This is a genomic window from Streptomyces roseochromogenus subsp. oscitans DS 12.976 (genome assembly GCF_000497445.1).
Taxonomy (GTDB): Bacteria; Actinomycetota; Actinomycetes; order Streptomycetales; family Streptomycetaceae; genus Streptomyces; species Streptomyces oscitans.
Genome location: NZ_CM002285.1, coordinates 6899329 through 6921017 on the forward strand (window position 1 = coordinate 6899329; position 21689 = coordinate 6921017).

Here is a 21689-nt window from a genome sequence, read left to right on the forward strand (position 1 = left end):
CCCCGGTCACTTATCGACAGGGGGTGCGTTTCACAGGGGCGCGGGGAACTGCGCGAATGGCCACGACGGCGAGTCAGCCGCCAGCCGGCACAGCGCGGCACCCCGCGGAGCGCTACGCGCTCACAATCTCCCGAGGCAATGAAAGATCCAGCTCGACAGCCCGCTCCTCCCCGGAATGCGTCGCGGAGGAAGCGAGCGGCCCATGGCCGGAGGCCTTCGCGGCGAGCACATACGCCCCCTGTGCCGGCACGGCAAGCACATAACTGCCGTACTCGTCGGAGACGGTCGCCCCCGCCTGCCGCCCCCGTCGGTCGATCAGTGTGACCTTGGCCCGGGCGACGGGAACACCATCGGCGCCCAGAACCCGCCCCCGGAACCCCCGCAGCACCTCTTCCGCCCGCTCCAGCGCGGCGTCCTCCTCACTGCTCGCCCGGAGCTGCGTGTGCTGACTCCGCTGAGCCGGGCGGGCGGCCTTCGGCAGGAACAGCGCCAGCAGCAGGCCCACGGCGACCGCGGCCGTAGCGATCAGGAAGGACACCCGGAAGCCGTGCATCGTCGGGATCGCGACGCCCCCCACGTTGTTCGCCGTGTTGGCCAGCACCATCCCGATGACGGCGCTCGACACCGACGTACCGATGGACCGCATCAACGTGTTGAGGCCGTTCGCCGCACCCGTCTCCGACGCCGGCACCGCGCCGACGATCAGCGCGGGCAGCGAGGAGTAGGCGAGGCCGATGCCCGCGCCGAGGACGACGGACGTGACGACGGTCTGCCAGGCCGCGTCCATCAGACCGAGGCCGCCGCCGTAGCCGAGCGCGATGATCAGCAGGCCCATGATGAGGGTGACCTTGGGGCCGTACTTGGCGGACAGCCGGGCGTACACCGGTGCCGTGAACATCATCGTCAGGCCCAGCGGGGCCACGCACAGACCCGCGACGACCATGGACTGGCCGAGTCCGTAGCCGGTGGCCTTCGGCAGCTGGAGCAGTTGGGGCAGGACCAGCGAGACGACGTAGAACGCGACGCCGACCATGATCGACGCGAGGTTGGTGAAGAGGACGGCCGGGCGCGCGGTGGTGCGCAGGTCGACCAGGGGCGCCTTGACGCGCAGCTCGAACAGGCCCCAGAGGAGGAGTACGACAACCGACGCGCCGAACAGGCCGAGCGTGGTGCCGGAGGACCAGCCCCAGTCGCTGCCCTTGGTGATCGGCAGCAGGAGCAGGACCAGACCGCCGGACAGGCCGATCGCGCCGAGCAGGTCGAAGGAGCCCTCCGCCCGCATCGGGGACTCGGGTACGACGAGGAGGGTCAGGGCGATGGAGAGCACGCCGAGGCCGGCGGCGCCGTAGAAGAGGGCGTGCCAGTTCGTGTGCTGCGCGACCAGGGCGGCGGCGGGCAGCGCGAGGCCGCCGCCCACGCCTATGGAGGAGCTCATCAGGGCCATGGCCGAGCCGAGCTTCTCGCGCGGCAGCATGTCGCGCATCAGGCCGATGCCGAGCGGGATCGCGCCCATGGCGAAGCCCTGCAGCGTGCGGCCGACGATCATGGTGAGCAACTGGCTGGTCAGCGCGCTGATCAGGGCGCCGGCCACCATGACGGCGAGGCTCAGGATCAGCATCTTCCGCTTGCCGTACAGGTCGCCGAGGCGGCCCATGATCGGGGTGGCCACGGCGCCGGACAGCAGGGTCGAGGTGAGTACCCAGGTGGCGTTGCTGGGGGCGGTGCTCAGCAGTTGCGGCAGGTCCTTGATGACCGGCACGAGCAGCGTCTGCATCACCGCGACCACGATGCCGGCGAAGGCGAGCACCGGGACCACGGCACCGCCGGCCCTCGGGCGCGGCTGGTCGGTCGTCGTGTGGGACATGGAGTCGAGGCCTCCCCGTAGTGATGAGTGCTGGGTAAACCTCGTATGCACAGGCAACTATTCCGTTGCTTCGGGCCTCTAATGAATCCTTGACCAGCTCATGGGTTTCTGATCTGTCGTCAGGGGCTGGTGAGTTGATGAAACGCGTTCTAGTCTTCGCGCCATGAAGGCCTATGTCGCCGGGGTCGGGATGACGAAGTTCGAGAAGCCCGAGACCCGTTCATGGCAGTACTGGGACATGGTGCGGGAAGCGGGCGAGGCGGCCCTGGCGGACGCCGGGATCGGCTACGCGGACGTGGAACAGGTTCCCGTCGGCTACTGCTTCCAGCCCTCCACCGCCGGCCAGCGCGCCGCCTATGAACTCGGCCTCACCGGCATCCCCGTCTACAACGTCAACAACAACTGCGCGACCGGCTCGACCGCGCTGATGCTCGCCCGGCAGCTCGTCGAAGGGGACGCCGCCGACTGCGTGCTGGCGCTGGGCTTCGAGAAGATGAAGAAGGGCGCGCTGGGCGGGGGAGCCGACGGCGTTGCCCGCGGCGGAGCCGCTGATGACGGGAGTTCGGCGTCTCCCGTCGCCCGGCACTACGAGATCATGGCCGCCCGGCACGGCTTCGAGATGAGCCCGCCCACCGCGCAGATCTTCGGCGACGCGGCCCGCGAGCACATGGAGAAGTACGGCACGACCGAGGCCCAGCTCGCCGCGGTCGCCGCCAAGAACCACCGGCACTCCGCGCACAACCCCAACGCCCAGTTCCGCGACGTGTACGACGTCGCCGGCATCCTCGCCTCCCGTACCGTCCACCGGCCGCTCACCAAGCTCCAGTGCTCGCCGACCTCGGACGGCGCAGCGGCCGTGGTCGTGGTGTCGCAGCGGTTCGCTGCGCGGCGCGGGCTCACCGGTCTCGTGGAGATCGCCGGGCAGGCCATGACCACGGACACCGAGGAGTCCTTCGCGTCCGGCTCCTGCATCGACGTCGTCGGGCAGCCCATGTCCCGGGAAGCGGCCCGGCAGGCGTACGACCGCGCCGGGCTCGGCATCGAGGACGTGGACGTGATCGAGCTGCACGACTGCTTCTCGGTCAACGAACTGCTGACGTACGAGGCGCTCGGCATGTGCGCGATGGGGGAGTCCGGCAAGCTGGTCGAGTCGGGCGCCACCTCGTACGGCGGCCGCTGGGTGGTGAACCCTTCGGGCGGGCTGATCTCCAAGGGGCATCCGCTGGGCGCGACCGGCCTGGCCCAGACGGCGGAGCTGGTGTGGCAGCTGCGGGGCACGGCGGGGGAGCGGCAGGTGCCGGGCGCGCGCGTGGGACTCGCGCACAACATCGGACTGGGCGGGGCCGCGGTGGTGACGGTGCTGCGCGCGGTCTAGGTCGTACGGCCTAGTACCCGGGGGTCGTGCCAGTGGTCCGAAATGCCGATGCAAGGACCGTAACCGGGTTGAGAACATGACACCCATGCTCGAAGCCGCCGGCACCACACCTCACATATCCCGCCGTACGACCGCGCCCACCTGGCTGGTCGTGGCGCTCGCCTGCGCCGGGCAGTTTCTGGTCGTCCTCGATGTGTCGGTGGTGAACGTCGCCCTGCCGTCCATGCGGACCGGTCTCGGTCTGACACCGTCCGGTCTGCAGTGGGTGGTGAACGCGTACGCCATCGCCTTCGCCGGGTTCATGCTGCTCGGCGGCCGGGCCGGCGACCTGTTCGGGCGCAAGCGGATGTTCCTGGTCGGCCTCGGCCTGTTCACACTGGCCTCGCTGGGCGGCGGCCTCGCCCAGGAGGGCTGGCAGCTGCTGCTGGCGCGGGCCGTGCAGGGGCTCGGCGCGGCGGTGCTGGCCCCCTCGACGCTGACCCTGCTGACGTCCGCGGTGCCGGAGGGGGCGGCGCGGGCGCGAGCGATAGCGACCTGGACCGCGGTCGGCGCCGGTGGCGGAGCCGCCGGCGGACTGGTCGGCGGGGTCCTCGTGGACGCGCTGGACTGGCGCTGGGTACTGCTGATCAACGTGCCGGTGGGCGCGCTGGTGCTGGCCGGCTCGGTGGTGTGGCTCGGCGAGAGCCGGGCCGGGGACGGGCGGCGCCTGGACCTGCCGGGCGCGCTGCTGGTCACAGCGGGCCTCGCGACCCTGGCCTACGGCATCTCGCAGACGGAGGCGGCGGGCTGGACGGCCCCGGACACGCTGCTGCCGCTGCTCGCCGGGCTGCTGCTGATCGGTCTGTTCCTGCTGGTCGAGGCGCGTACGGCGGCCCCGCTGATGCCGCTCGGCCTGCTCCGGCTGCGCTCGGTCGCGTCGGCGAACGCGGCGATGTTCCTCTCCGGCTCGGCCATGTTCTGCATGTGGTACTTCATGACGCTCTACGCCCAGAACGTCCTCGGCTACTCGCCCCTGGAGGCCGGTCTCGCCCTGGTGCCGAGCTCGCTGTCCGTGGTCGTCGGCTCCAAGATGGCGCCGCGCCTGATGCGGACGGCGGGCGCGCGGACCGTGGCGGCGCTGGGCACGCTGGTGGCCGCGGCCGGATTCGGCTGGCAGTCGACGATGAGCGCGCACGAGGCGTATCTCACCGCGATCATGGTCCCGGGGATCCTGATGATGCTCGGCGCGGGTCTGGCGGCGACCCCGCTCGCCGCCCTGGCCACGTCGGGGGCGGCGCCGGGCGAGGCCGGTGTGGTGTCGGGGCTGGTCAACACCTCGCGCACGATGGGCGGTTCGCTCGGCCTCGCCGTGATGTCGACCGTCGCGGCGGCCGGGACGGGCAGCGGCCACGGCCCCGAGGCGCTGACGGACGGCTACGCGCTGGCCTTCCGGGCCAGTACGGCGGTGCTGCTGGGCGGGGCCGTGGTGATGCTGCTGTGGCTGCCGCGGCAGAACCCGGCGACGGCGACGGCCGCGGCGCGGGCCGCCGGAAAGGATTCCGCGACTTCTCGCGGATGAGGCAACGGTCCGGGCCGCTCATGGACTCCTTCTGACATCAAGGGAGGTGCCCATGGGGGACGGCAAGCGGGCTCGGAGCGAGGAGTTCCAGAGCTTCATGGTCGGCCGCTGGCCGCGGCTGATGCGTACGGCATTTCTCCTCACGGGGGAGCAGCACGCCGCCGAGGACCTGGTCCAGTCGACGCTGGAGCGGGTCTATGTGTCCTGGCGGAAGGTCGGCGCGGCAGACGAGCCGGAGGCGTATGTACGGCGCGTGATGATCAACCTGCATGCGCGCAAACACAGAAGAAGGCTCAAGGAGTTCCTGGCTCCGAAGGACGACTCGGGCCTGATGCACGAGGTTGCCGACACCGGGGACCGGATCGCGCAGGCCGACGACCGCAGGGCGCTGCTCACGGCGCTCGCCCAACTGCCCGTGCGGCAGCGGGAGGCGGTGGTCCTGCGCTACTGGGAGGACCTCACGGAGACCCAGGCGGCGGAGGCGATGGGCTGCTCGGTCGGCACGGTGAAGAGCAACGCGGCCAAGGGGATCGCGAAACTCCGGGCCATACCGGCACTGGCCGAGACGGTGACGCACGGAGGGCGGAAGTGATGAGCGCGGACCGGGAGACCCATGAGAGGACCGAGATGACACAGACGGACATCGCCCTCCTGCTCGCGGACGCCGCGGACGAGGTCGAGATCGGTATAGCCCCCGTCGAAGCGGTCATCCGCGGCGGCCGCCGTCGCAGAGCCCGCCGCTGGGCGGTGGCGACGGTCACGGCCCTGGTGCTGGCGGGGTCGACGGGGGCGACACTGGCGGTCACCGGGCTGCCCGGCCACACCGACGGGCATACGACCGTGGCGACCGGGCCGACCACACCCGAGGCCCGGCATGTGTCCGTGCCGCAGGTCACGGAGCTGGCGCGCGGGACGGACCACGGCAACAGCTGGCGTGTGGTCGTCTCCGTGTGGGGAGCGCCGCAGGACGAGTCGGAGGCGGCCGTGCAGCTGGCCGCGATGCGCAAGTACGGCATCGAGCCGGCCCTGCTTCCCGACCACCGGCACCGGCACCTGGTCGGCATGACCTCGTACTACTCGGGCCTGTACTACGGCGGCAACCCGCTCAGAACGATCATCTTCGACACGGTCAAGGGGTGGGAGCCCCTGACGGGCACGAGCCTGATGTCGGGGGCCCTCCCCCTGGGCAAGGCGAATTCCGACGGTCCCGACCGGCTCGTGGTGGGCGCGGTCGCCATCACCGCCCGGCACGTCAAGTGCGGCTGGAAGGACGGCACCAGCACCGTGGTCCAGCCCCAGGCGGTGGCCGGCTCGCCGGTGGAGTGGTTCGCCTGCGCGGCTCCGGACGGGACGGCCTACCAGAACGCGGAGGTGATCCAGTAGTAGTGCACGCGACTCAGAGCCACCCCTGCTGCCGGGCCTCCCGTACGGCTTCCGCCCGGTTCCGGGTGCCCGTCTTGCCGATGGCCGAGGAGAGGTAGTTGCGGACGGTGGACTCGGACAGATGCAGCTTGCCGGCGATGTCGGCGACGGTCGTCCCGTCCACGGAGGCCTTCAGCACATCGCACTCACGGGCCGTCAGCGGACTGGGCCCGGCGCTGAGCGCGGCGGCGGCCAGCGCGGGGTCCACGACGGTCTCCCCGGCGAGCACGCGCCGGATCGCCGCGGCCAGTTCCTCCACGGGCCCGTCCTTGACGAGGAACCCGGCCGCCCCGGCCTCCATGGCCCGGCGCAGATAGCCGGGCCGGCCGAAGGTGGTGAGGATCAGCACCCGGCAGCCAGGCGCCTGCTCCCGCAACTCGGCCGCCGCGTCCAGCCCGCTGATGCCGGGCAGTTCGATGTCCAGCAGAGCCACGTCCGGCCGGTGCAGCAGCGCCGCCTCGACGATCGCATCACCGCGGGAGAGCTGGGCGACGACCTCGATGTCGTCCTCCATACCGAGCAGCAGCGCGAGGGCCCCGCGCATCATCCCCTGGTCCTCAGCCAGCAGAACCCGGATGCACTTGGCGGGCCGACGGTCCCGGGGCATCTCGTTCATGGGCTCAGGTTACGGCTATCGGGCCGAGCCGCCGGTCGCGCCGAGGGTTTTGTGATCATCGTCTGGCTGGTGCCCGAAGAGGCGGTTTCTTGCGGTAGTTGCCCCGTGTTCACCGGCCGCCAGCAAAGAATCCGCCTTATTCGGTGCAGCGGGGGTTGACGGCTGCCGACAGCGTGCAAACAATCGCCCCTGCATTTCCGGAACCCCTCTGCAATTTGGCAGTCGAATGGGTTCGGTATTTCGATCGAACGTTGTCCGAGATTCCGAACAAGGCCTGCCCCGAGACGAACCGAGGTACACCTTGCTCCCCGAAACCCCCCGCCTCCCGCGGCTTCCGCGGCTCCCTCGCCCCCGGCTTCCGAGAAGCGCCGCCCTGTCCGTGCTCGCCGTCTGTGCCACCCTCGCCGCGCTGCTGCTCGGCGTCGGTGTGCCCCAGGCCGCCGCCGCGAGTTCGCTGCCCTGTGACGTCTACGCCGCCACGGGCACCCCCTGCGTCGCCGCGCACAGTCTGGTCCGGGCGCTGTACTCCTCGTACGACGGCTCGCTCTACCAGGTGCAGCGAGCCTCCGACGGGGCCACCGCGAACATCGGCCTGCTGTCCGCCGGCGGATACGCCGACGCGGCCGCCCAGGACTCCTTCTGTTCCGGCACGACCTGCGTCATCACCAAGATCTACGACCAGTCCTCGCGCCACAACGACCTCACCATCGAGGGCGCGGGCGGCGCCGGCAAGGCGGATGTCGGGGCGCCCGCCGACGCGCTCCCGGTGACCGTCGGCGGCCGCCAGGTCTACGGCCTGGAGATCTCCGCCGGCATGGGCTACCGGGACGACTCCACCTCCGGTGTCGCCACCAACGGCGGTGCCGAGGGGATGTACATGGTGACGTCCGGCACCCATGTCAACGGCGCCTGCTGCTTCGACTACGGCAACGCCGAGACCAACAACAAGGACACCGGCAACGGGCACATGGACGCCATCAACTTCGGCACCGAGTGCTGGTTCTCGCCCTGCTACGGACAGGGCCCCTGGGTGCAGGCCGACCTGGAGAACGGGCTGTTCCAGTCGGATGCCGGATACAGCAAGAACACCTCCAACACCGGCACCGGACCCCTGCCTTTCGTGACGGCGCTGCTCAAGAACAACGGCCAGAACCATTTCGCGCTGAAATACGGGAATGCGCAATCGGGCGGGCTCACGACCACTTATTCCGGAGGTGAGCCGACCACCAGTGGGTACTCGCCGATGCACCAGGAGGGCGCGATCGTCCTCGGCACCGGCGGCGACAACAGCAACGGCTCCATCGGCTCCTTCTTCGAGGGCGTCATGACCTCCGGCATCCCGACCGACGCCGCCGACAACGCCGTTCAGGCGGACATCGTCTCCGTCGGCTACGGCGGCGCGACCGGCAGCACCGGCACGCTGGGCGCCGGCTCGGAGATCTCACTGCGCGCGACCACCTCCTGCTGCACCAGCGACTACGTCCGCCACCAGAACAACGCCGGCGTCCTCTCCGCCATCACCTCCAGCAGCTCCGGCCTGGACAAGAACGACGCCACCTGGATCGTCCGCAAGGGGCTCGTCGACAACTCCTGTGTCTCCTTCGAATCGCGCAACTACCCCGGCGACTTCCTGCGCCACTACAACTTCAAGCTCTACCGGCAGCCCATGGACGGCACCGCCCAGTTCCGGTCCGACGCCACCTTCTGCCCGCAGACCGGCAAGAGCGGCAGCGGCACCTCGTTCGCCTCGTACAACTACCCGACCAGATACCTGCGCCACTACAACTACAACCTGTACATAGCGAGCGACGGCGGCTCCAACGACTTCGACAGCAGCACGTCCTGGACCGACGACGTCAGCTGGGCGGTCAGCTCGCCCTGGGCGCCGTAGCCGCCGCGTCCGCGAACTCCGCCGACTGCACCGGGAGTTCGGCGTGCACCGTGAAACCGCCGCGTGGCGACGGGCCGGCTGTCAGCGAGCCGCCCGCCGCCGCGAGGCGCTCGGTCAGCCCCTTCAGGCCCGTGCCGCCGATCCCCGGCTGCGCCCGGGTGACGGGCGTGCCGCTGCCGTCGTCGGTGACGGTCAGCCGGACCTGCTCGGTGCCGCTGTCCACGGTGATCTCACAGCGGCTCGCGTCACTGTGCCGGACCACGTTGGTGACCGCCTCGCGCACCACCCAGCCGAGCAGCGCTTCGGTCTGCGGTTCCAGCGGCGTACCGGACTGCCGTACCACCGGCTCCACGCTCGCCGCGGACAGCGCCGAGCGGGCCCGGGTCAGCTCGGTGGCGAGGCTGCCCTCCCGGTAGCCGGTCACCGCCTCCCGGATCTCGGTGAGCGCCTGCCGGCCCACCGACTCGATGTCCGTGATCTGGCCCAGCGCCGCGTCCATGTCGCGCACGGCCAGTCGCCGGGCCGCCTCCGACTTCACCACGATCACCGACAGCGTGTGCCCCAGCAGGTCGTGCAGATCCCGCGAGAAACGCAGCCGCTCCTTCTCCACCGCGCGCCGGGCCAGCTCCTCGCGGGCGGCGCGCAGCTCCCGTACGGCCTCGGACAGACCGAGGATCGCGGCGGTCACCATGCTGGAGAGGAAGGTGCCATAGGCGATGTTCACCGCGTCTCCGCCGTCGCGGACGGCGGAGATCGCACCCGCGTACGCGGCCAGCAGCAGACCCGTACGGCCCAGCCACGGGCCGCGCAGCACCGCGCCCGTCGCGAGCCCCAGCAGCGGGAAGAAGAACAGCCAGCTGCCGCCGTAACCGAGGGCCAGACCCGTGGTCACCAGGCCCATCAGCCCCAGTGCCACCCGGGTGGAGACCGCCTCGCGCTCGGCCCGGTCGAAGGAGCGGAACGTGACGTAGACATACAGGGAGTTGAAGGCGAGCAGGCCCAGGCCGCCGATCCATGGGTTCGGGGTCTTGCCCTGCAGGAGGTCGAACAGGGCCCCCATCCCCATCAGCAGCCAGGGCAGCAGGGCGAAGCCGGTGGGCGGCGGGCCCGGATGGTCGACGTCCGGGTTCCCGCCCCGCTTCCTGGCGGCCCGTTGCGCGGCCTTGAAGCGCTCGTGCTCCGCCTTCCACTGGAGCCGTGCCGTCTGCCAGGCCCGCGCCTGGCTCCGCAGTCTGTGCCACACCGTCATATCCGTGATCCCCCGATCAGCTGGTCCCCGCCGCACGGCGGTACGACAGCACAGCGTACGAACCGAACGGTTCCAGCCGTGCCATCAGCACGATGATGGCACCCGCGTCCGGCTCCGGGCAGATGCGCATGTACGCACTCGGGCAGTACAAATGTCACTGCCGTCACCTACCTGACACCCCGTCAGGAGCCTTCACAACTGAGGAGCGCTGGGCTATACCTAGGGCGCTGGACTGGAACGCGTTCTAGATCCGCCCCAAGGACGACCTCGGTGCGGCCGACGGTGCGGACGGCCGTGCCGGGGTCTTGAACCGCCACAGGAGCCGTATGCCCATCGACGCAGCCAAAGCCCTCGCGGCCGAGCCCCGTACCGGGGACATCTCCTGGACCACGAAGGACGTCCAGCTCTACCACCTCGGCATCGGCGCGGCCGCGAATCCCGACAGACACAGCCCCGCCACGGACCCCGACGAACTGCGCTACACCCTGGAGTCCCGGCTCCACGTCCTGCCGAGCTTCGCCACCGTCGCGGGCTCCGGCGCGCCCGGCGTGATCAGCGGGCTGTCCCTGCCCGGTGTGGAGGTCGAACTCGCCAAGGTCCTGCACGGCGGGCAGACGCTGGAGATCCACCGGCCCATCCCGGCCGAGGGCACTGCGAGAGCGACCAACCGGCTCGCCGCCGTCTACGACAAGGGCACGGCCGCCATCCTGGTCCTGCGCACCGAGGTCGCCGACGACGACGGCCCGCTGTGGACCAGCGACGCCCAGATCTTCGTACGAGGGGAAGGCGGATGGGGCGGAGAGCGCGGTCCTTCCATGCGTCTGGAACCGCCCGTCGGTGAGCCCGACCGGACGGTCGAGCGGCCCATCCGCCCCGACCAGGCCCTCCTCTACCGCCTCTCCGGCGACTGGAACCCGCTGCACGCCGATCCCGAATTCGCGGAGCGTGCCGGCTTCGACAAGCCGATCCTGCACGGGCTGTGCACCTACGGCATCACGCTCAAGGCGGTCGTGGACACCCTGCTCGGCGGGGACGTGAGCCGGGTGCGGTCGTACACCACCCGGTTCGCCGGAGTCGTGTTCCCGGGGGAGACCCTGCGCATCCGCATGTGGCAGGGGGAGGGGGGCGTCCGGGTGGCCGTGAGCGCCGTCGAGAGGGGCGACGCGCCGGTCCTCGCCGACACCGTCGTACAGCACTCCTAAGAACCTGTCCTTCCGAGGGGAGCCGCACCATGCGCGCAGCCGTACTGCACGAGATCGGCCAGGAAAAGCTGGAGGTCCACGACGACGTCGAGGCGGTGGGCTTCGGGCCCGGCAAGGTCAGGGTCCGGGTGCGGGCCACCGGGCTGTGCCACTCGGACCTGTCCGCGATGAGCGGCGTACTGCCGCAGCCCGCGCCGTTCGTGCCGGGCCACGAGGGTGCGGGCGAGATCCTCGAAGTAGGCGAAGGCGTACGGCACTTGAAGGCCGGCGACCGGGTCGTCCTGTGCTGGCTGCCCGCCTGCGGTGCCTGTCCGGCCTGCAAGCGGGGCCAGACCCAGCTGTGCCTGGCCGGGTTCATGAACGCCGGCACCCCGAACTTCAAGCGCACGAGCGGTGACGTCTTCGGCTTCGCGGGCACCGGCACCTTCGCCGAGGAGGTCGTGGTCGACGCCGGCTGCGCGGTGCCCATCCCGGAGGACGTGCCCTTCGACATCGCGGCGCTGATCGGCTGCGGGGTCACGACGGGCCTCGGTGCCGCGCTCAACACCGCCGATGTACAGGCCGGTTCGTCGGTCGCCGTCATCGGGTGCGGGGGTGTCGGGATCTCGGCTGTACAGGGGGCCCGGCTCAAGGGCGCCGCCGAGATCGTCGCCGTCGACCCGGTCGCCTCCCGGCGCGAGTCCGCCCTCAGGTTCGGCGCCACGAAGGCGGTGTCACCGGACGAGCTGGCCGAGGCCAAGCAGCGGGTCACCGGCGGCGAGGGCTTCGACTACGTCTTCGAGGTCGTCGGCAGGTCGGCCACCGCCCGCACCGCCTACGAGAACACCCGGCGCGGCGGCACCCTCGTCGTGGTCGGCGCCGGCGCCATGGACGACTTCCTGCAGCTCAACATGTTCGAGCTGTTCTTCGACGAGAAGCGCATCCTGCCGTCCATGTACGGCGGCGGCGATGTGCTGCGCTCCTACGAGCGCGCGATCGCCCTGTGGCGGGCCGGCCGTATCGACCTGGCGGGCCTGATCACCCACCGGGTCCAACTGGCCGAGATCAACGAGGCACTGGACCAGATGCGTACGGGGACGGCCCTGCGTACGTGCATCGAGATCTGAGGACCCGCCGATGTCACTGCCACTTGAAGGGCTGTCCGCCGTCGTCACCGGCGCCGGACGCGGCCTCGGCCGGGCCGAGGCCCTGGAACTCGCCCGGCTGGGCGCGGCCGTCGTCGTCAACGACTACGGGCAGCCCGGGCGGGACGGGTCGGGGCAGGCCTCGGCCGGACCGGCCGAACAGGTCGCCGCTGAGATACGCGCCCAGGGCGGCCGGGCCCTCGCCCACACCGGAGACGTCGCCGACTTCCAGCAGGCCCGGGAACTCGTACAGTTGGCCGTCGCCGAGTTCGGCAAGCTGGACATCCTCGTCAACAACGCGGGCATCCTGCGTGACCGCATGGTCTTCTCGATGACCGAGGACGAGTGGGACTCGGTGATCCGCGTCCATCTCAAGGGCCACTTCAACACCACCCGCTTCGCCGCCGCACACTGGCGGGAGCGGTCCAAGGCGGCCGGCGGAGAGGAGGTCTACGGGCGGATCGTGAACACCTCCTCGGAGGCGTTCCTCGCCGGTTCCGCGGGCCAGCCCAACTACGCGGCCGCGAAAGGCGGCATCGTCGGGCTGACCACCTCCACGGCCCTCGCCCTCGCCAAGTACGGCGTCACGGCCAACGCGATCTGCCCGCGCGCCCGGACCCGGATGACCGAGGACGTGTTCGCCGGCTTCCAGCTGCCGGACGAGGGCCTGGACCCGCTGTCCCCCGGGCATGTCGCCCCGCTCGTCGGCTATCTGGCCGCACCGGCCGCCGCCCGGATCAACGGCCAGCTGCTCGTCGTGCACGGCGGCATGGTCGCGATCGTGGAACGGCCGCGGGTGCGGGCCAAGTTCGACAGCAAGCAGGAGACGTTCACGTACGACGAACTCGACGCGCTGCTCACCCCGCACTACGCGGGCCTGCCGCCGGGGGAGACCTTCGCGGCGGCGGAGGTGCTGGGGCTGAAACGCGGGTGAGGAAAAGGGAGGAGGGGGCGCCCACACGGGGCGCCCCCTCCTCCGTTACGACCGTCAGGCGGCCGCCTCCGCGGTCTCCGCCGCAGGCTTGCGGTGCCGGCCGTGCGGAGATGCCTCGCTCTCCTGGGCCGCGACCGGCCCCCGGTGCCGGCCGTGGCCGGCAGCCTCGGAAGAGTCGGCAGACAGTTGCTCCGTCGTGCTGGTGTCGCTCATCGGACGTATTCACCCCGTCACATGATCTTTCGTACAGCCGGGCGAGTGTAACCGGCGCACCACCGGCCGAATCCAGGCGCACACGCCAACCGGCACTAGTTCGTTACAAGACGTCCCAGAGGTGCTTGCTGCAACGGCACCGGACGCGCCACGACCGGCTCCGGAGCCTCCGGTTCCAGCCCATCCGGAGCCCTCTGTTCCACACTATCCGGGGTCTTCTGCGTGCAGGCCTCCGGGGTGTTCTGCGTGCCGGCCTCCGGGGCTTTCCGCCCCCCAGCCTCCGGGGCTTTCCGCCCCCCAGCCTCCGCACCCCTCCAAGCCACGGCCTCCGGAGCCCTCCCCTCCACAGGCTCCACCGGCTCCCCGGGCTCCGGAGGGTCCGGTTCCGTCGGCTGCCACGATGCCGCGGGCGCCCCGGCAGCCGTGCCGTCCCGGACCGGACCCTCCAGACCCGCCTCCCCCGGTCCCCCCGACCCCCCGGTTCCCCCCGGAGCCGCGGCGGTCCTGCTCCCCGCGGCCCCCGTGCCCCCCGTCTCCCCGGGCACCGTCAGCTCCGTCACGCCGCACGGAGTCTCCTCCGTGGCGCACGGCAGCCGCAGCACCCCGTCCCGTGTCCACAGCCCGGCCCCGGCCAGCCACCCCGCGGGCGCCGGGAGGTAGTTCACCTGCCTGCCGGCCGGCCGCCAGATGCCCACCCAGCTGCCGAACGGCCCCTCGACGCGCAGCGCCACCGCGCAGTTCTCCGGCGTCAGCACCTGCTCGGGCTGGATCGCGAACGGCGTCACCGCGCAGTCCGGCACCCGCAGACTCTCCGGGAAGCGCACCGGCAGGGTGCTGCCGAGCACGCCCCAACCCAATCGTTCCTGCCCCGGCGAGGGCGCGTCGGAGGAGATGAGCAGCAGTCCGCTGTCGGGGTCGGCGAGCAGCAGCCGGTCGGCGCTCCCGGCCGCGATCTGCAGCAACGGCGAGACCTCCGCGCGCTCCAGGTCCACCACGACCGTCTTGACCGGCCCGCCGGCCGGCTCCCGGTCCAGCGCCAGCATCCGCCCCGCGCGATCCAGCCAGACCCCGCCCGAACAGCGCCCCGGCACCTCCGCGAGCCGCTCAGGACCGAACGCCCCGCCCGCCACCAGCCAGACCACGCTGGAGCGCGGTCCGACGGCGAGGGCGTAGGCCCGCGCGCCGCCCGGTGCGGGCGGCAGCAGCGTGAGCCGGGCGCCGGGCTCGGGGCACTCCACCGCGCCCAGCGGCAGCTCGCCGGTGCCGGGACCGGTCGGATACAGCAGGGCGAAGAGGTGCCGCCGCTCCACCAGCCGGTGGATCAGCACCCGGCCGTCGGACAGCGGCTGCACCTCGGTGCCGGGCTCCTCCGGCTGGTTGCCGGGCAGCGGCACCGCGTACGGCTCGGGACCGTCCAGCGTCCAGCGCTCCGGGAACCAGCAGTCACCGGCCGGCGCCAGCCGGGCGGCGTAGGCCCCGTCCGTCGTGATGGCGCACCCCGTCCCCGGCGCGCCGTCGTCCTCGCCGGTGGAGGGGGGTTCGATCGCACAGGCCGTCATCGTTCGGTCACCTCCGGCGACGAAGCTAGTTTTCGCACGCACAGGCGTGGGATCGGCCGACGGCGGCTTCACACATACGGGTGGCGCAGAAGCGATTCGCCTGAGGAAACCGGGACCTTTGTGCTGAGCGGGATCAGAGCCGTCGGATGCGGTACGGCCGCGCGGACCAGCCAGGTAGCCTTTCCCTCGTGCCCCGTCTGTCTGAAGTCATCGCCGCGCTGGAGAACCTGTGGCCCGCCGAGCGGGCCGAGTCCTGGGACGCGGTCGGCACGGTCGTGGGCGACCCCGACCAGGCGGTCACCCGGGTCCTGTTCGCCGTCGATCCGGTGCGGGACATCGTCGACGAGGCGGTGAAGCTGGGCGCCGACCTGCTGGTCACCCACCACCCGCTCTATTTGCGGGGGACGACCACGGTCGCGGCGAGCCACTTCAAGGGCCGGGTGGTCCACACCCTGATCAAGAACGACATCGCCCTGCACGTAGCCCACACCAACGCGGACACGGCGGATCCGGGTGTCTCGGACGCCCTCGCGGGCGCGCTCGACCTGCGTGTCGTACGACCGCTGGTCCCGGACCCCACCGATCCGGCGGGCCGCCGGGGCCTGGGCAGGGTGTGCGAACTGGACCACCCGGTGACCGTCCGCGAGCTGGCCGCGCGCGCCGCCGAGCGGCTGCCCGCCACCGCCCAGGGCATCCGGGTGGCCGGCGACCCCGAGGCCGTCGTCCGCACGGTCGCGGTCAGCGGCGGCTCCGGCGACAGCCTCTTCGACGAGGTCCGGGCGGCCGGCGTCGACGCCTTCCTCACCGCCGACCTGCGCCACCATCCGGCCAGCGAGGCGGTCGCCCACAGCCCCCTCGCGCTGCTCGACGCGGCGCACTGGGCCACCGAGTGGCCCTGGTGCGAGCTGGCCGCAGCCCAGCTCGACGAGATCTCCGACCGCCACGGCTGGGACCTCCGGGTCCATGTCTCCAAGACGGTCACCGACCCCTGGACCGCCCACGCGGCGTCCAGTACGACACCTGCAGGAGCCCCCAACTGAACGCCGCGCCCGCCGACCAGATCCGACTCCTCGACGTCCAGGCCCTCGACGTCCGCCTGCAGCAGCTCGCGCACAAGCGGAAGTCGCTGCCGGAGCACGCCGAGATCGACACGCTGAACAAGGACCTCACACAGCTGCGGGACCTGCTCGTGGCCGCGCAGACCGAGGAGAGCGACACCGCCCGCGAGCAGACCAAGGCCGAGCAGGACGTGGACCAGGTGCGCCAGCGCGCCGCCCGCGACCAGCAGCGCCTGGACTCCGGCGCGGTCACCTCGCCGAAGGACCTGGCCAACCTCCAGCACGAGATCGTCTCCCTCGCCAAGCGCCAGGGCGACCTGGAGGACGTCGTCCTGGAGGTCATGGAGCGCCGCGAGTCCGCGCAGGAGCGGGTCAATGAACTGACCGAGCGGGTCGCCTCGGTCCAGTCGAAGATCGACGACGCGAGCGCCCGCCGGAACTCGGCCTTCGAGGAGATCGACGGCGAGGCGGCGACGGTGACGAAGGAGCGCGAGATCGTGGCGGCCGCGATCCCCGCCGACCTGCTCAAGCTCTACGACAAGCTGCGCGAGCAGCAGGGCGGCATCGGTGCGGCCAAGCTGTACGCCCGCACCTGCCAGGGCTGCCGGCAGGAGCTGGCGATCACCGAGCTGAGCGAGATCCGCGCGGCGGCGCCGGACACCGTGGTGCGCTGCGAGAACTGCCGCCGCATCCTGGTGCGTACGGCCGAGTCGGGTCTGTAGGTCTGTAGGTCTGTGGACAAGGGGCTTGTCGGGTGCGGGAGTTCATTGTCGAGGCGGACGGCGGCTCGCGGGGCAACCCCGGGCCGGCCGGCTACGGCGCGGTGGTCAGCGACGCGGCGACGGGGGAGACGCTGACCGAGCTGGCCGAGTACATCGGTGTCGCCACCAACAACGTGGCCGAGTACCGGGGTCTGCTGGCGGGCCTGCGCGCCGCCCACACCCTGGACCCGGCCGCCATGGTCCACGTCCGCATGGACTCCAAGCTGGTCATCGAGCAGATGTCGGGCCGCTGGAAGATCAAACACCCCGACATGAAACCCCTGGCGACGGAGTCGAGGTCGGTCTTCCCGCCCGACCAGGTCACGTACGAGTGGATCCCCCGCGAACAGAACAAACACGCGGACCGCTTGGCGAACGAGGCGATGGACGCGGGGGCGAGGGGAGACCAGTGGTCCGCGACTGCGGGCAGTCGTACCGCTGGGGCGGCGCCCGTCCCGCAGACAGCGGCACCTCAGAGCGAGCAGCGCCCTGCCAGCCCCGACGAGGAGCACCGCGCAACGCCGGGCTGGAGCAGCGCGCCGGACCTCGGCGCACCCGCCACCTTCGTCCTCCTCCGCCACGGCGAAACCCCGCTCACCCCCCAGAAGCGCTTCTCGGGCAGCGGTGGCACCGACCCCTCCCTCTCCACCGCCGGCCGCGAACAGGCCCACCGAGTCGCGGAGGCACTCGCCAGGCGCGGCACCATCCAGACCATCCTCGCCTCCCCCCTCACCCGCACCCGCGAAACCGCCGCCGTCGTCGCGACCCGCCTCGGTCTCGACGTCACGATCGAAGACGGCCTGCGCGAGACGGACTTCGGCGCCTGGGAGGGCCTCACCTTCGGCGAGGTCCGCGACCGTCACCCCGACGACCTGAACGCCTGGCTGGCCGACCCGGAGGCCCACCCCACCGGCGGCGGCGAGAGCTTCGCCGAGACGGCCACCCGGATCGCCGCCACCCGCGACAAGCTGGTCGCCGCCTACGCGGGCCGCACGGTCCTGCTGGTCACGCACGTCACCCCGATCAAGACCTTCGTCCGCCTCGCCCTGGGCGCCCCACCCGAGTCCCTGTTCCGCATGGAACTCTCGGCGGCCTCCCTGTCGGCGGTGGCATACTACGCGGACGGCAACGCGAGCGTCCGGCTCTTCAACGACACGTCCCACCTGCGTCCCTGAACCCGGGCGTCCCCGGTGTCCCCGGCGTCCCCGGTGTCCCGGCATCCCCGGCTTTTCAGACGTTCTCTGTGGCCCCGTCGAGCCGTGCGGCGCCCCGCGCCAGCTCCTCGATCCGCGCCCAGTCCCCGGCGGCCACCGCGTCCGCCGGGGCCATCCAACTGCCGCCCACGCAGCCGACGTTGGGCAGCGATAGATACTCCGGCGCGTTCGCCGGAACGATCCCACCCGTGGGACAGAAGCGAGCCTGTGGCAACGGCCCGGCCAGTGACCGCAGATACGCCGTGCCGCCCGCCGCCTGCGCCGGGAAGAACTTCATCTCCCGCACCCCGCGCTCCAGCAGCGCCACGACCTCCGAGGCGGTCGACACCCCGGGCAGGAACGGCATCCCGGACCCGCGCATCGCCTCCAGCAGGGCGGCCGTCCACCCGGGGCTGACCAGGAACCGCGCCCCCGCCGCCGCACACGCGCCGACCTGTTCCGGCGTGATCACCGTGCCCGCGCCGACCACGGCCTGCGGCACCTCGGCGGCGATCGCCCGGATCGCGTCCAGCGCCGCCGGTGTCCTGAGCGTCACCTCGATCGCCGGCAGCCCGCCGGCCACCAGCGCCCGTGCCAGCGGTACGGCATCGGCGGCGCCGGAGACGACCACCACGGGCACGACGGGCGCGTGATCCGCGAGATCCAGCACCGAGGCAGGCGAGGACGAGGGCGAGGGCGAGGGCATCGGCGAGGTCATGTCGTCATCGTGCCCAGCTACTGCACTACCCGCAACGACCGTTGCGCATACTGCAACGCGCCGTCCTCGTGGTCAGTCCTCGTGGTCAGTCCTCGTGGTCAGTGAATCTCCTCCACCAGCACATCCAGCGACCACGCCTTGCCCGCCTTCCCCGGCGCCTCCGCCTCCACCTCGTATCCAAGGTCCCGCAGCGCCTCCACCAGCTCGGCCGGGTCCTTCGGCCTGACGCCCTCCGACAGCAGGCTCCGTACGATCCGCCCCTTCGTCGCCTTGTTGAAGTGGCTGACCACCTTCCGCGTCGGCGCGTGCAGCACCCGCACGGTCGCCGTCCGCCCCGCGACCTCACCCTTCGGCTTCCAGGCCGCCGCGTACGCCGAGGAACGCAGATCCAGCACCAGGCCGTCCCCGGCCGCCTCCGGCAGCACCTCGGCCATCGGTGCCCGCCAGTGCCCTGCCAGCGCGCCGAGCCCCGGCAGCTTCACGCCCATCGAGCAGCGGTAGGAGGGGATCCGGTCCGTCACGCGCACCGCGCCCCACAGTCCGGAGAACACCAGCAGCGAGCCGGCCGCGCGCTGCCGTGCCGCCGCGTCCAGGGTGGCCAGGCCGAGGGCGTCGTAGAGGACACCGGTGTAGATCTCGCCGGCGGGGCGGGCGCCGGCCGCCGGCAGGCCGGCGTTCTTCGCGACCTCGCCACGCAGCCCCTCGCTCAGCCCGAGCACCTCGCGCGCCTTCTCGTTCTGGTCGGGGTCCCCGCAGCACAGCGCGACCAGCTCGGTGAGGACGGCCTCGCGTGCGCCGGTGAGCCCCGGCAGGGACAGCGACCCGAGCTTCAGCGGGGCTCCCTCGCCCGAGTTCGCCTTGCCTTCCGAGGGCGGCAGCAGGACCAGCACACGTACTCCTTACGTAGACCTCCGCGACAGCGTACGGCGTGCCGCCGGTACGGCCGCGACCTACGCTCGCTGTATGCCCCGCCGCAAGATCCGCGTGACCGGTGCCCCCGAAGCCCCGCTCCGGGCCGCGCTCGCCGTGCTGCGCACCGAGCTCGGTGTCCCGGAGGCCTTCCCGCCGGAGGTCCAGGAGGCGGCCGAGCGCGCGGCGAAAGCCCCCGCCCTCCCGGCGTACGACGCCACCGACATCCCCTTCTTCACCCTCGACCCTCCTGCCTCCACCGACCTCGACCAGGCAACGCACCTGTCCCGGCAGGGCACCGGCTACCGGGTCCGGTACGCCATCGCCGACGTCGCCGCCTTCGTCGTACCCGGCGGAGCGCTGGACGCCGAGGCGCAGCGCCGGGTGAACACCCTGTACTTCCCCGACGAGAAGATCCCGCTGCACCCCACCGTGCTCAGCGAGGGCGCGGCCAGCCTGCTGCCGGACCAGGACCGCCCGGCCGTGCTGTGGACGATCGGCCTGGACGCGGAGGGCCGTACCCTCGCCGTCGACGTGCGCCGCGCCCTGGTCCGCAGCCGCGCCAAACTCGACTACGCGCGCGTGCAGCGGCAGATCGACGCCGGGACCGCCGAGGAGCCGGTCGCGCTGCTCAAGGAGATCGGCGAGGCCAGGGAACGGCAGGAGACCGAGCGCGGCGGCATCTCCCTGAACGTGCCCGAGCAGGAGATCACCGAGCGGGACCACACCTACGTCCTCGGCTACCGGGCCCCGCTGCCCGCCGAGGGCTGGAACGCCCAGCTGTCCCTGCTCACCGGCATGGCCGCCGCCGATTTGATGCTCGCCCACGGCACCGGCGTCCTGCGCACCCTCCCGGCCGCCCCGGACGGCGCCGTGGCCCGCCTGCGCCGCACCGCGACCGCGCTGCGCATCGACTGGCCGCACCATGTGTCGTACGCGGCCCTGATCCGCTCCCTCGACCCGCACAACACCCGCCACGCGGCCTTCCTCCAGGAGTGCACCGCCCTGCTGCGCGGCGCCGGCTACACCGTCTTCCGGGACGGCGTCCTGCCCGCGATCACCACGCACGCCGCCGTCGCCGCCCCCTACACCCACTGCACGGCCCCGCTGCGCCGCCTCGCCGACCGGTACGCCTCGGAGATCTGCCTCGCCGCCGCAGCCGGTCAGGCCCCGCCGGACTGGGTGCTCGCCGCGCTCGACGCGCTGCCCCGGCGGATGGCCGACGGCGCCCGTATCGCCGGCACGGTCGAGCGCGAGTGCGTGGACATCGTGGAGGCGGCCCTGCTCAAGGACCGGGTCGGGGACGTCTTCGACGGCTGTGTGGTGGACGTCGACGAACACCGGCCGACCGTCGGCACCGTGCAGCTGATCTCCCCGGCCGTCATCGGCCGCATCGAGGGCGACCGTCTCCCGCTCGGTGAACGGCTCAGGGTCCGGCTCGCTCAGGCCGATCCGGGGACGTCGAAGGTCCTCTTCACGGCCGCGTGAGTGCCTGGACGAGACCGCCGGGGTCGTCGGCGTGCAGCCGTACCACGCTGACGTCCTTGTGGCGGCCCAGCAGCGTCAAGTGAGTGACAGGTTCGGCGAGTTCGAGCGTGACCGAGGTCTGGGAGCCGACGGCGAGATCGAGTGCGCCCCGCGCGGGTTCGTGCGTGCTGCGGGTCTCCCGGCGTACGGCGGTGATCGAGTCCAGCGGGATCCGCAGGTCCACATGGGCGCCGTGGCGCACCCGCAGTGCGTCCCCGGTCAGCACGTGCGGGCGGACCACGCAGGCCGCGTGCAGGCCGATGACCAGCAGCACGGTGTAGACGTCCAGCGCCAGCAGCACGTCGTGCGCGGTGGGCATGCCGCGCAGCAGCACGGACACGCCGACCGTCTCGACCACGCACACGAAGACCAGCGCCGCCATCGTCGCACCCTGCCCGCGCGTATAGCCGAACGCCCGCCCACCGGCGGTCCCTTGGGTGCGCCGGGCCAGCCACAGCGCGAGACTGGCGTACACCCGCGCCTCATGCCGCGCGAGCCGCCTCAGTGCCTGCATGT

20 protein-coding genes are annotated in these 21689 nt (G+C 71.8%); 12 read left to right on the plus strand and 8 right to left on the minus strand.

From position 1 onward, the window contains the following. Window positions 1-112: 112 nt before the first annotated feature. Window positions 113-1864: an MFS transporter gene (locus M878_RS79550; RefSeq protein WP_023551156.1), complete on the minus strand. Its 1752-nt coding sequence runs from the start codon at window positions 1862-1864 to the stop codon at window positions 113-115. 163 nt (window positions 1865-2027) lie between these two features. Between M878_RS79550 and M878_RS79555 the strand changes: the two genes are divergently transcribed. The 4 genes from M878_RS79555 (at window position 2028) to M878_RS79570 (ending at window position 6180) form a co-directional block, all read left to right on the plus strand. Beyond that, a complete protein-coding gene (locus M878_RS79555) occupies window positions 2028-3239 on the plus strand; it encodes a lipid-transfer protein (RefSeq protein WP_023551157.1) in 1212 nt (403 codons plus the stop codon). Between the two features lie 85 nt (window positions 3240-3324). Further along, window positions 3325-4797, plus strand: a complete 1473-nt coding sequence (locus M878_RS79560) for an MFS transporter (protein ID WP_023551158.1) — start codon at window positions 3325-3327, stop codon at window positions 4795-4797. 52 nt (window positions 4798-4849) lie between these two features. Further along, on the plus strand, window positions 4850-5389 hold the full coding sequence (locus tag M878_RS79565; RefSeq protein WP_023551159.1) for a SigE family RNA polymerase sigma factor: 540 nt from the start codon (window positions 4850-4852) through the stop codon (window positions 5387-5389). Window positions 5390-5424: 35 nt separating this feature from the next. Then, window positions 5425-6180, plus strand: coding sequence for a hypothetical protein (locus M878_RS79570; protein ID WP_245238252.1), 756 nt, complete (start codon window positions 5425-5427; stop codon window positions 6178-6180). Between the two features lie 13 nt (window positions 6181-6193). Here the strand turns inward: M878_RS79570 and M878_RS79575 are convergent, their stop codons facing one another. Beyond that, window positions 6194-6835, minus strand: a complete 642-nt coding sequence (locus M878_RS79575; protein WP_023551161.1) for a response regulator transcription factor — start codon at window positions 6833-6835, stop codon at window positions 6194-6196. 301 nt (window positions 6836-7136) lie between these two features. Here M878_RS79575 and M878_RS79580 point away from each other — a divergent pair, with 301 nt between their 5' ends. Next, on the plus strand, window positions 7137-8726 hold the full coding sequence (locus tag M878_RS79580) for an alpha-L-arabinofuranosidase B (RefSeq protein ID WP_031226259.1): 1590 nt from the start codon (window positions 7137-7139) through the stop codon (window positions 8724-8726). Here the strand turns inward: M878_RS79580 and M878_RS79585 are convergent. Further along, on the minus strand, window positions 8704-9975 hold the full coding sequence (locus M878_RS79585) for a sensor histidine kinase (protein ID WP_023551163.1): 1272 nt from the start codon (window positions 9973-9975) through the stop codon (window positions 8704-8706). The two genes, M878_RS79580 and M878_RS79585, sit on opposite strands and share 23 nt — an antisense overlap. Window positions 9976-10301: 326 nt before the next feature. On the opposite strand from M878_RS79585, the gene M878_RS79590 reads away from it, so the two are divergent. From M878_RS79590 to M878_RS79600, 3 genes are read left to right on the plus strand one after another with little or no spacing between them, the layout of a single operon-like run. After that, window positions 10302-11177 (plus strand): MaoC/PaaZ C-terminal domain-containing protein, encoded by an 876-nt coding sequence (locus M878_RS79590; protein ID WP_023551165.1) that lies wholly within the window; start codon window positions 10302-10304, stop codon window positions 11175-11177. A gap of 29 nt (window positions 11178-11206) precedes the next feature. Beyond that, the gene (locus M878_RS79595; protein WP_023551166.1) at window positions 11207-12283 is read left to right on the plus strand and encodes a Zn-dependent alcohol dehydrogenase; all 1077 of its coding nucleotides are present in this window, start codon (window positions 11207-11209) and stop codon (window positions 12281-12283) included. A gap of 10 nt (window positions 12284-12293) precedes the next feature. Beyond that, the gene (locus M878_RS79600; RefSeq protein ID WP_023551167.1) at window positions 12294-13235 is read left to right on the plus strand and encodes a 3-oxoacyl-ACP reductase; all 942 of its coding nucleotides are present in this window, start codon (window positions 12294-12296) and stop codon (window positions 13233-13235) included. Window positions 13236-13289: 54 nt separating this feature from the next. On the opposite strand, the gene M878_RS98505 is transcribed toward M878_RS79600, so the two are convergent. Further along, window positions 13290-13448 carry a hypothetical protein gene (locus M878_RS98505; RefSeq protein ID WP_023551168.1) on the minus strand — a complete coding sequence of 53 codons (159 nt, stop codon included), beginning with the start codon at window positions 13446-13448 and terminating at the stop codon, window positions 13290-13292. A gap of 95 nt (window positions 13449-13543) precedes the next feature. Next, window positions 13544-15007: a hypothetical protein gene (locus M878_RS79605; protein ID WP_023551169.1), complete on the minus strand. Its 1464-nt coding sequence runs from the start codon at window positions 15005-15007 to the stop codon at window positions 13544-13546. A gap of 188 nt (window positions 15008-15195) precedes the next feature. Between M878_RS79605 and M878_RS79610 the strand changes: the two genes are divergently transcribed. Genes M878_RS79610 through M878_RS79620 form a run of 3 tightly spaced genes read left to right on the plus strand, consistent with a single transcriptional unit; the run spans window position 15196 to window position 18001 of the window. Further along, window positions 15196-16047: a Nif3-like dinuclear metal center hexameric protein gene (locus M878_RS79610; RefSeq protein WP_023551170.1), complete on the plus strand. Its 852-nt coding sequence runs from the start codon at window positions 15196-15198 to the stop codon at window positions 16045-16047. Next, complete coding sequence (locus tag M878_RS79615) at window positions 16044-16787, plus strand: zinc ribbon domain-containing protein (RefSeq protein ID WP_078630677.1); 744 nt, start codon at window positions 16044-16046, stop codon at window positions 16785-16787. Before M878_RS79610 ends, M878_RS79615 begins: the two co-directional genes overlap by 4 nt. 32 nt (window positions 16788-16819) lie before the next feature. Then, on the plus strand, window positions 16820-18001 hold the full coding sequence (locus M878_RS79620) for a bifunctional RNase H/acid phosphatase (protein WP_023551172.1): 1182 nt from the start codon (window positions 16820-16822) through the stop codon (window positions 17999-18001). A 55-nt stretch (window positions 18002-18056) separates the two neighbouring features. Here the strand turns inward: M878_RS79620 and eda are convergent, their stop codons facing one another. Both eda and yaaA read right to left on the minus strand, forming a co-directional pair. Continuing rightward, window positions 18057-18737, minus strand: coding sequence for a bifunctional 4-hydroxy-2-oxoglutarate aldolase/2-dehydro-3-deoxy-phosphogluconate aldolase (eda, locus tag M878_RS79625; RefSeq protein ID WP_023551173.1), 681 nt, complete (start codon window positions 18735-18737; stop codon window positions 18057-18059). Window positions 18738-18835: 98 nt separating this feature from the next. Next, on the minus strand, window positions 18836-19627 hold the full coding sequence (gene yaaA, locus M878_RS79630; RefSeq protein ID WP_023551174.1) for a peroxide stress protein YaaA: 792 nt from the start codon (window positions 19625-19627) through the stop codon (window positions 18836-18838). A gap of 73 nt (window positions 19628-19700) precedes the next feature. Here yaaA and M878_RS79635 point away from each other — a divergent pair, with 73 nt between their 5' ends. After that, complete coding sequence (locus M878_RS79635; RefSeq protein WP_023551175.1) at window positions 19701-21134, plus strand: RNB domain-containing ribonuclease; 1434 nt, start codon at window positions 19701-19703, stop codon at window positions 21132-21134. On the opposite strand, the gene M878_RS79640 is transcribed toward M878_RS79635, so the two are convergent. Further along, window positions 21121-21687 (minus strand): hypothetical protein, encoded by a 567-nt coding sequence (locus M878_RS79640; RefSeq protein ID WP_023551176.1) that lies wholly within the window; start codon window positions 21685-21687, stop codon window positions 21121-21123. The genes M878_RS79635 and M878_RS79640 overlap by 14 nt on opposite strands. Between the last annotated feature and the right edge of the window lie 2 nt (window positions 21688-21689).

Bases quoted from the DNA above. Each gene is read 5' to 3' on its own strand.
- M878_RS79550 (WP_023551156.1), bottom strand. From the start codon at position 1,864: ATGTCCCACACGACGACCGACCAGCCGCGCCCGAGGGCCGGCGGTGCC.
- M878_RS79555 (WP_023551157.1), top strand. From the start codon at position 2,028: ATGAAGGCCTATGTCGCCGGGGTCGGGATGACGAAGTTCGAGAAGCCC.
- M878_RS79560 (WP_023551158.1), top strand. From the start codon at position 3,325: ATGCTCGAAGCCGCCGGCACCACACCTCACATATCCCGCCGTACGACC.
- M878_RS79565 (WP_023551159.1), top strand. From the start codon at position 4,850: ATGGGGGACGGCAAGCGGGCTCGGAGCGAGGAGTTCCAGAGCTTCATG.
- M878_RS79570 (WP_245238252.1), top strand. From the start codon at position 5,425: ATGACACAGACGGACATCGCCCTCCTGCTCGCGGACGCCGCGGACGAG.
- M878_RS79575 (WP_023551161.1), bottom strand. From the start codon at position 6,835: ATGAACGAGATGCCCCGGGACCGTCGGCCCGCCAAGTGCATCCGGGTT.
- M878_RS79585 (WP_023551163.1), bottom strand. From the start codon at position 9,975: ATGACGGTGTGGCACAGACTGCGGAGCCAGGCGCGGGCCTGGCAGACG.
- M878_RS79590 (WP_023551165.1), top strand. From the start codon at position 10,302: ATGCCCATCGACGCAGCCAAAGCCCTCGCGGCCGAGCCCCGTACCGGG.
- M878_RS79595 (WP_023551166.1), top strand. From the start codon at position 11,207: ATGCGCGCAGCCGTACTGCACGAGATCGGCCAGGAAAAGCTGGAGGTC.
- M878_RS79600 (WP_023551167.1), top strand. From the start codon at position 12,294: ATGTCACTGCCACTTGAAGGGCTGTCCGCCGTCGTCACCGGCGCCGGA.
- M878_RS98505 (WP_023551168.1), bottom strand. From the start codon at position 13,448: ATGAGCGACACCAGCACGACGGAGCAACTGTCTGCCGACTCTTCCGAG.
- M878_RS79605 (WP_023551169.1), bottom strand. From the start codon at position 15,007: ATGACGGCCTGTGCGATCGAACCCCCCTCCACCGGCGAGGACGACGGC.
- eda (WP_023551173.1), bottom strand. From the start codon at position 18,737: ATGACCTCGCCGATGCCCTCGCCCTCGCCCTCGTCCTCGCCTGCCTCG.
- M878_RS79635 (WP_023551175.1), top strand. From the start codon at position 19,701: ATGCCCCGCCGCAAGATCCGCGTGACCGGTGCCCCCGAAGCCCCGCTC.
- M878_RS79640 (WP_023551176.1), bottom strand. From the start codon at position 21,687: ATGCAGGCACTGAGGCGGCTCGCGCGGCATGAGGCGCGGGTGTACGCC.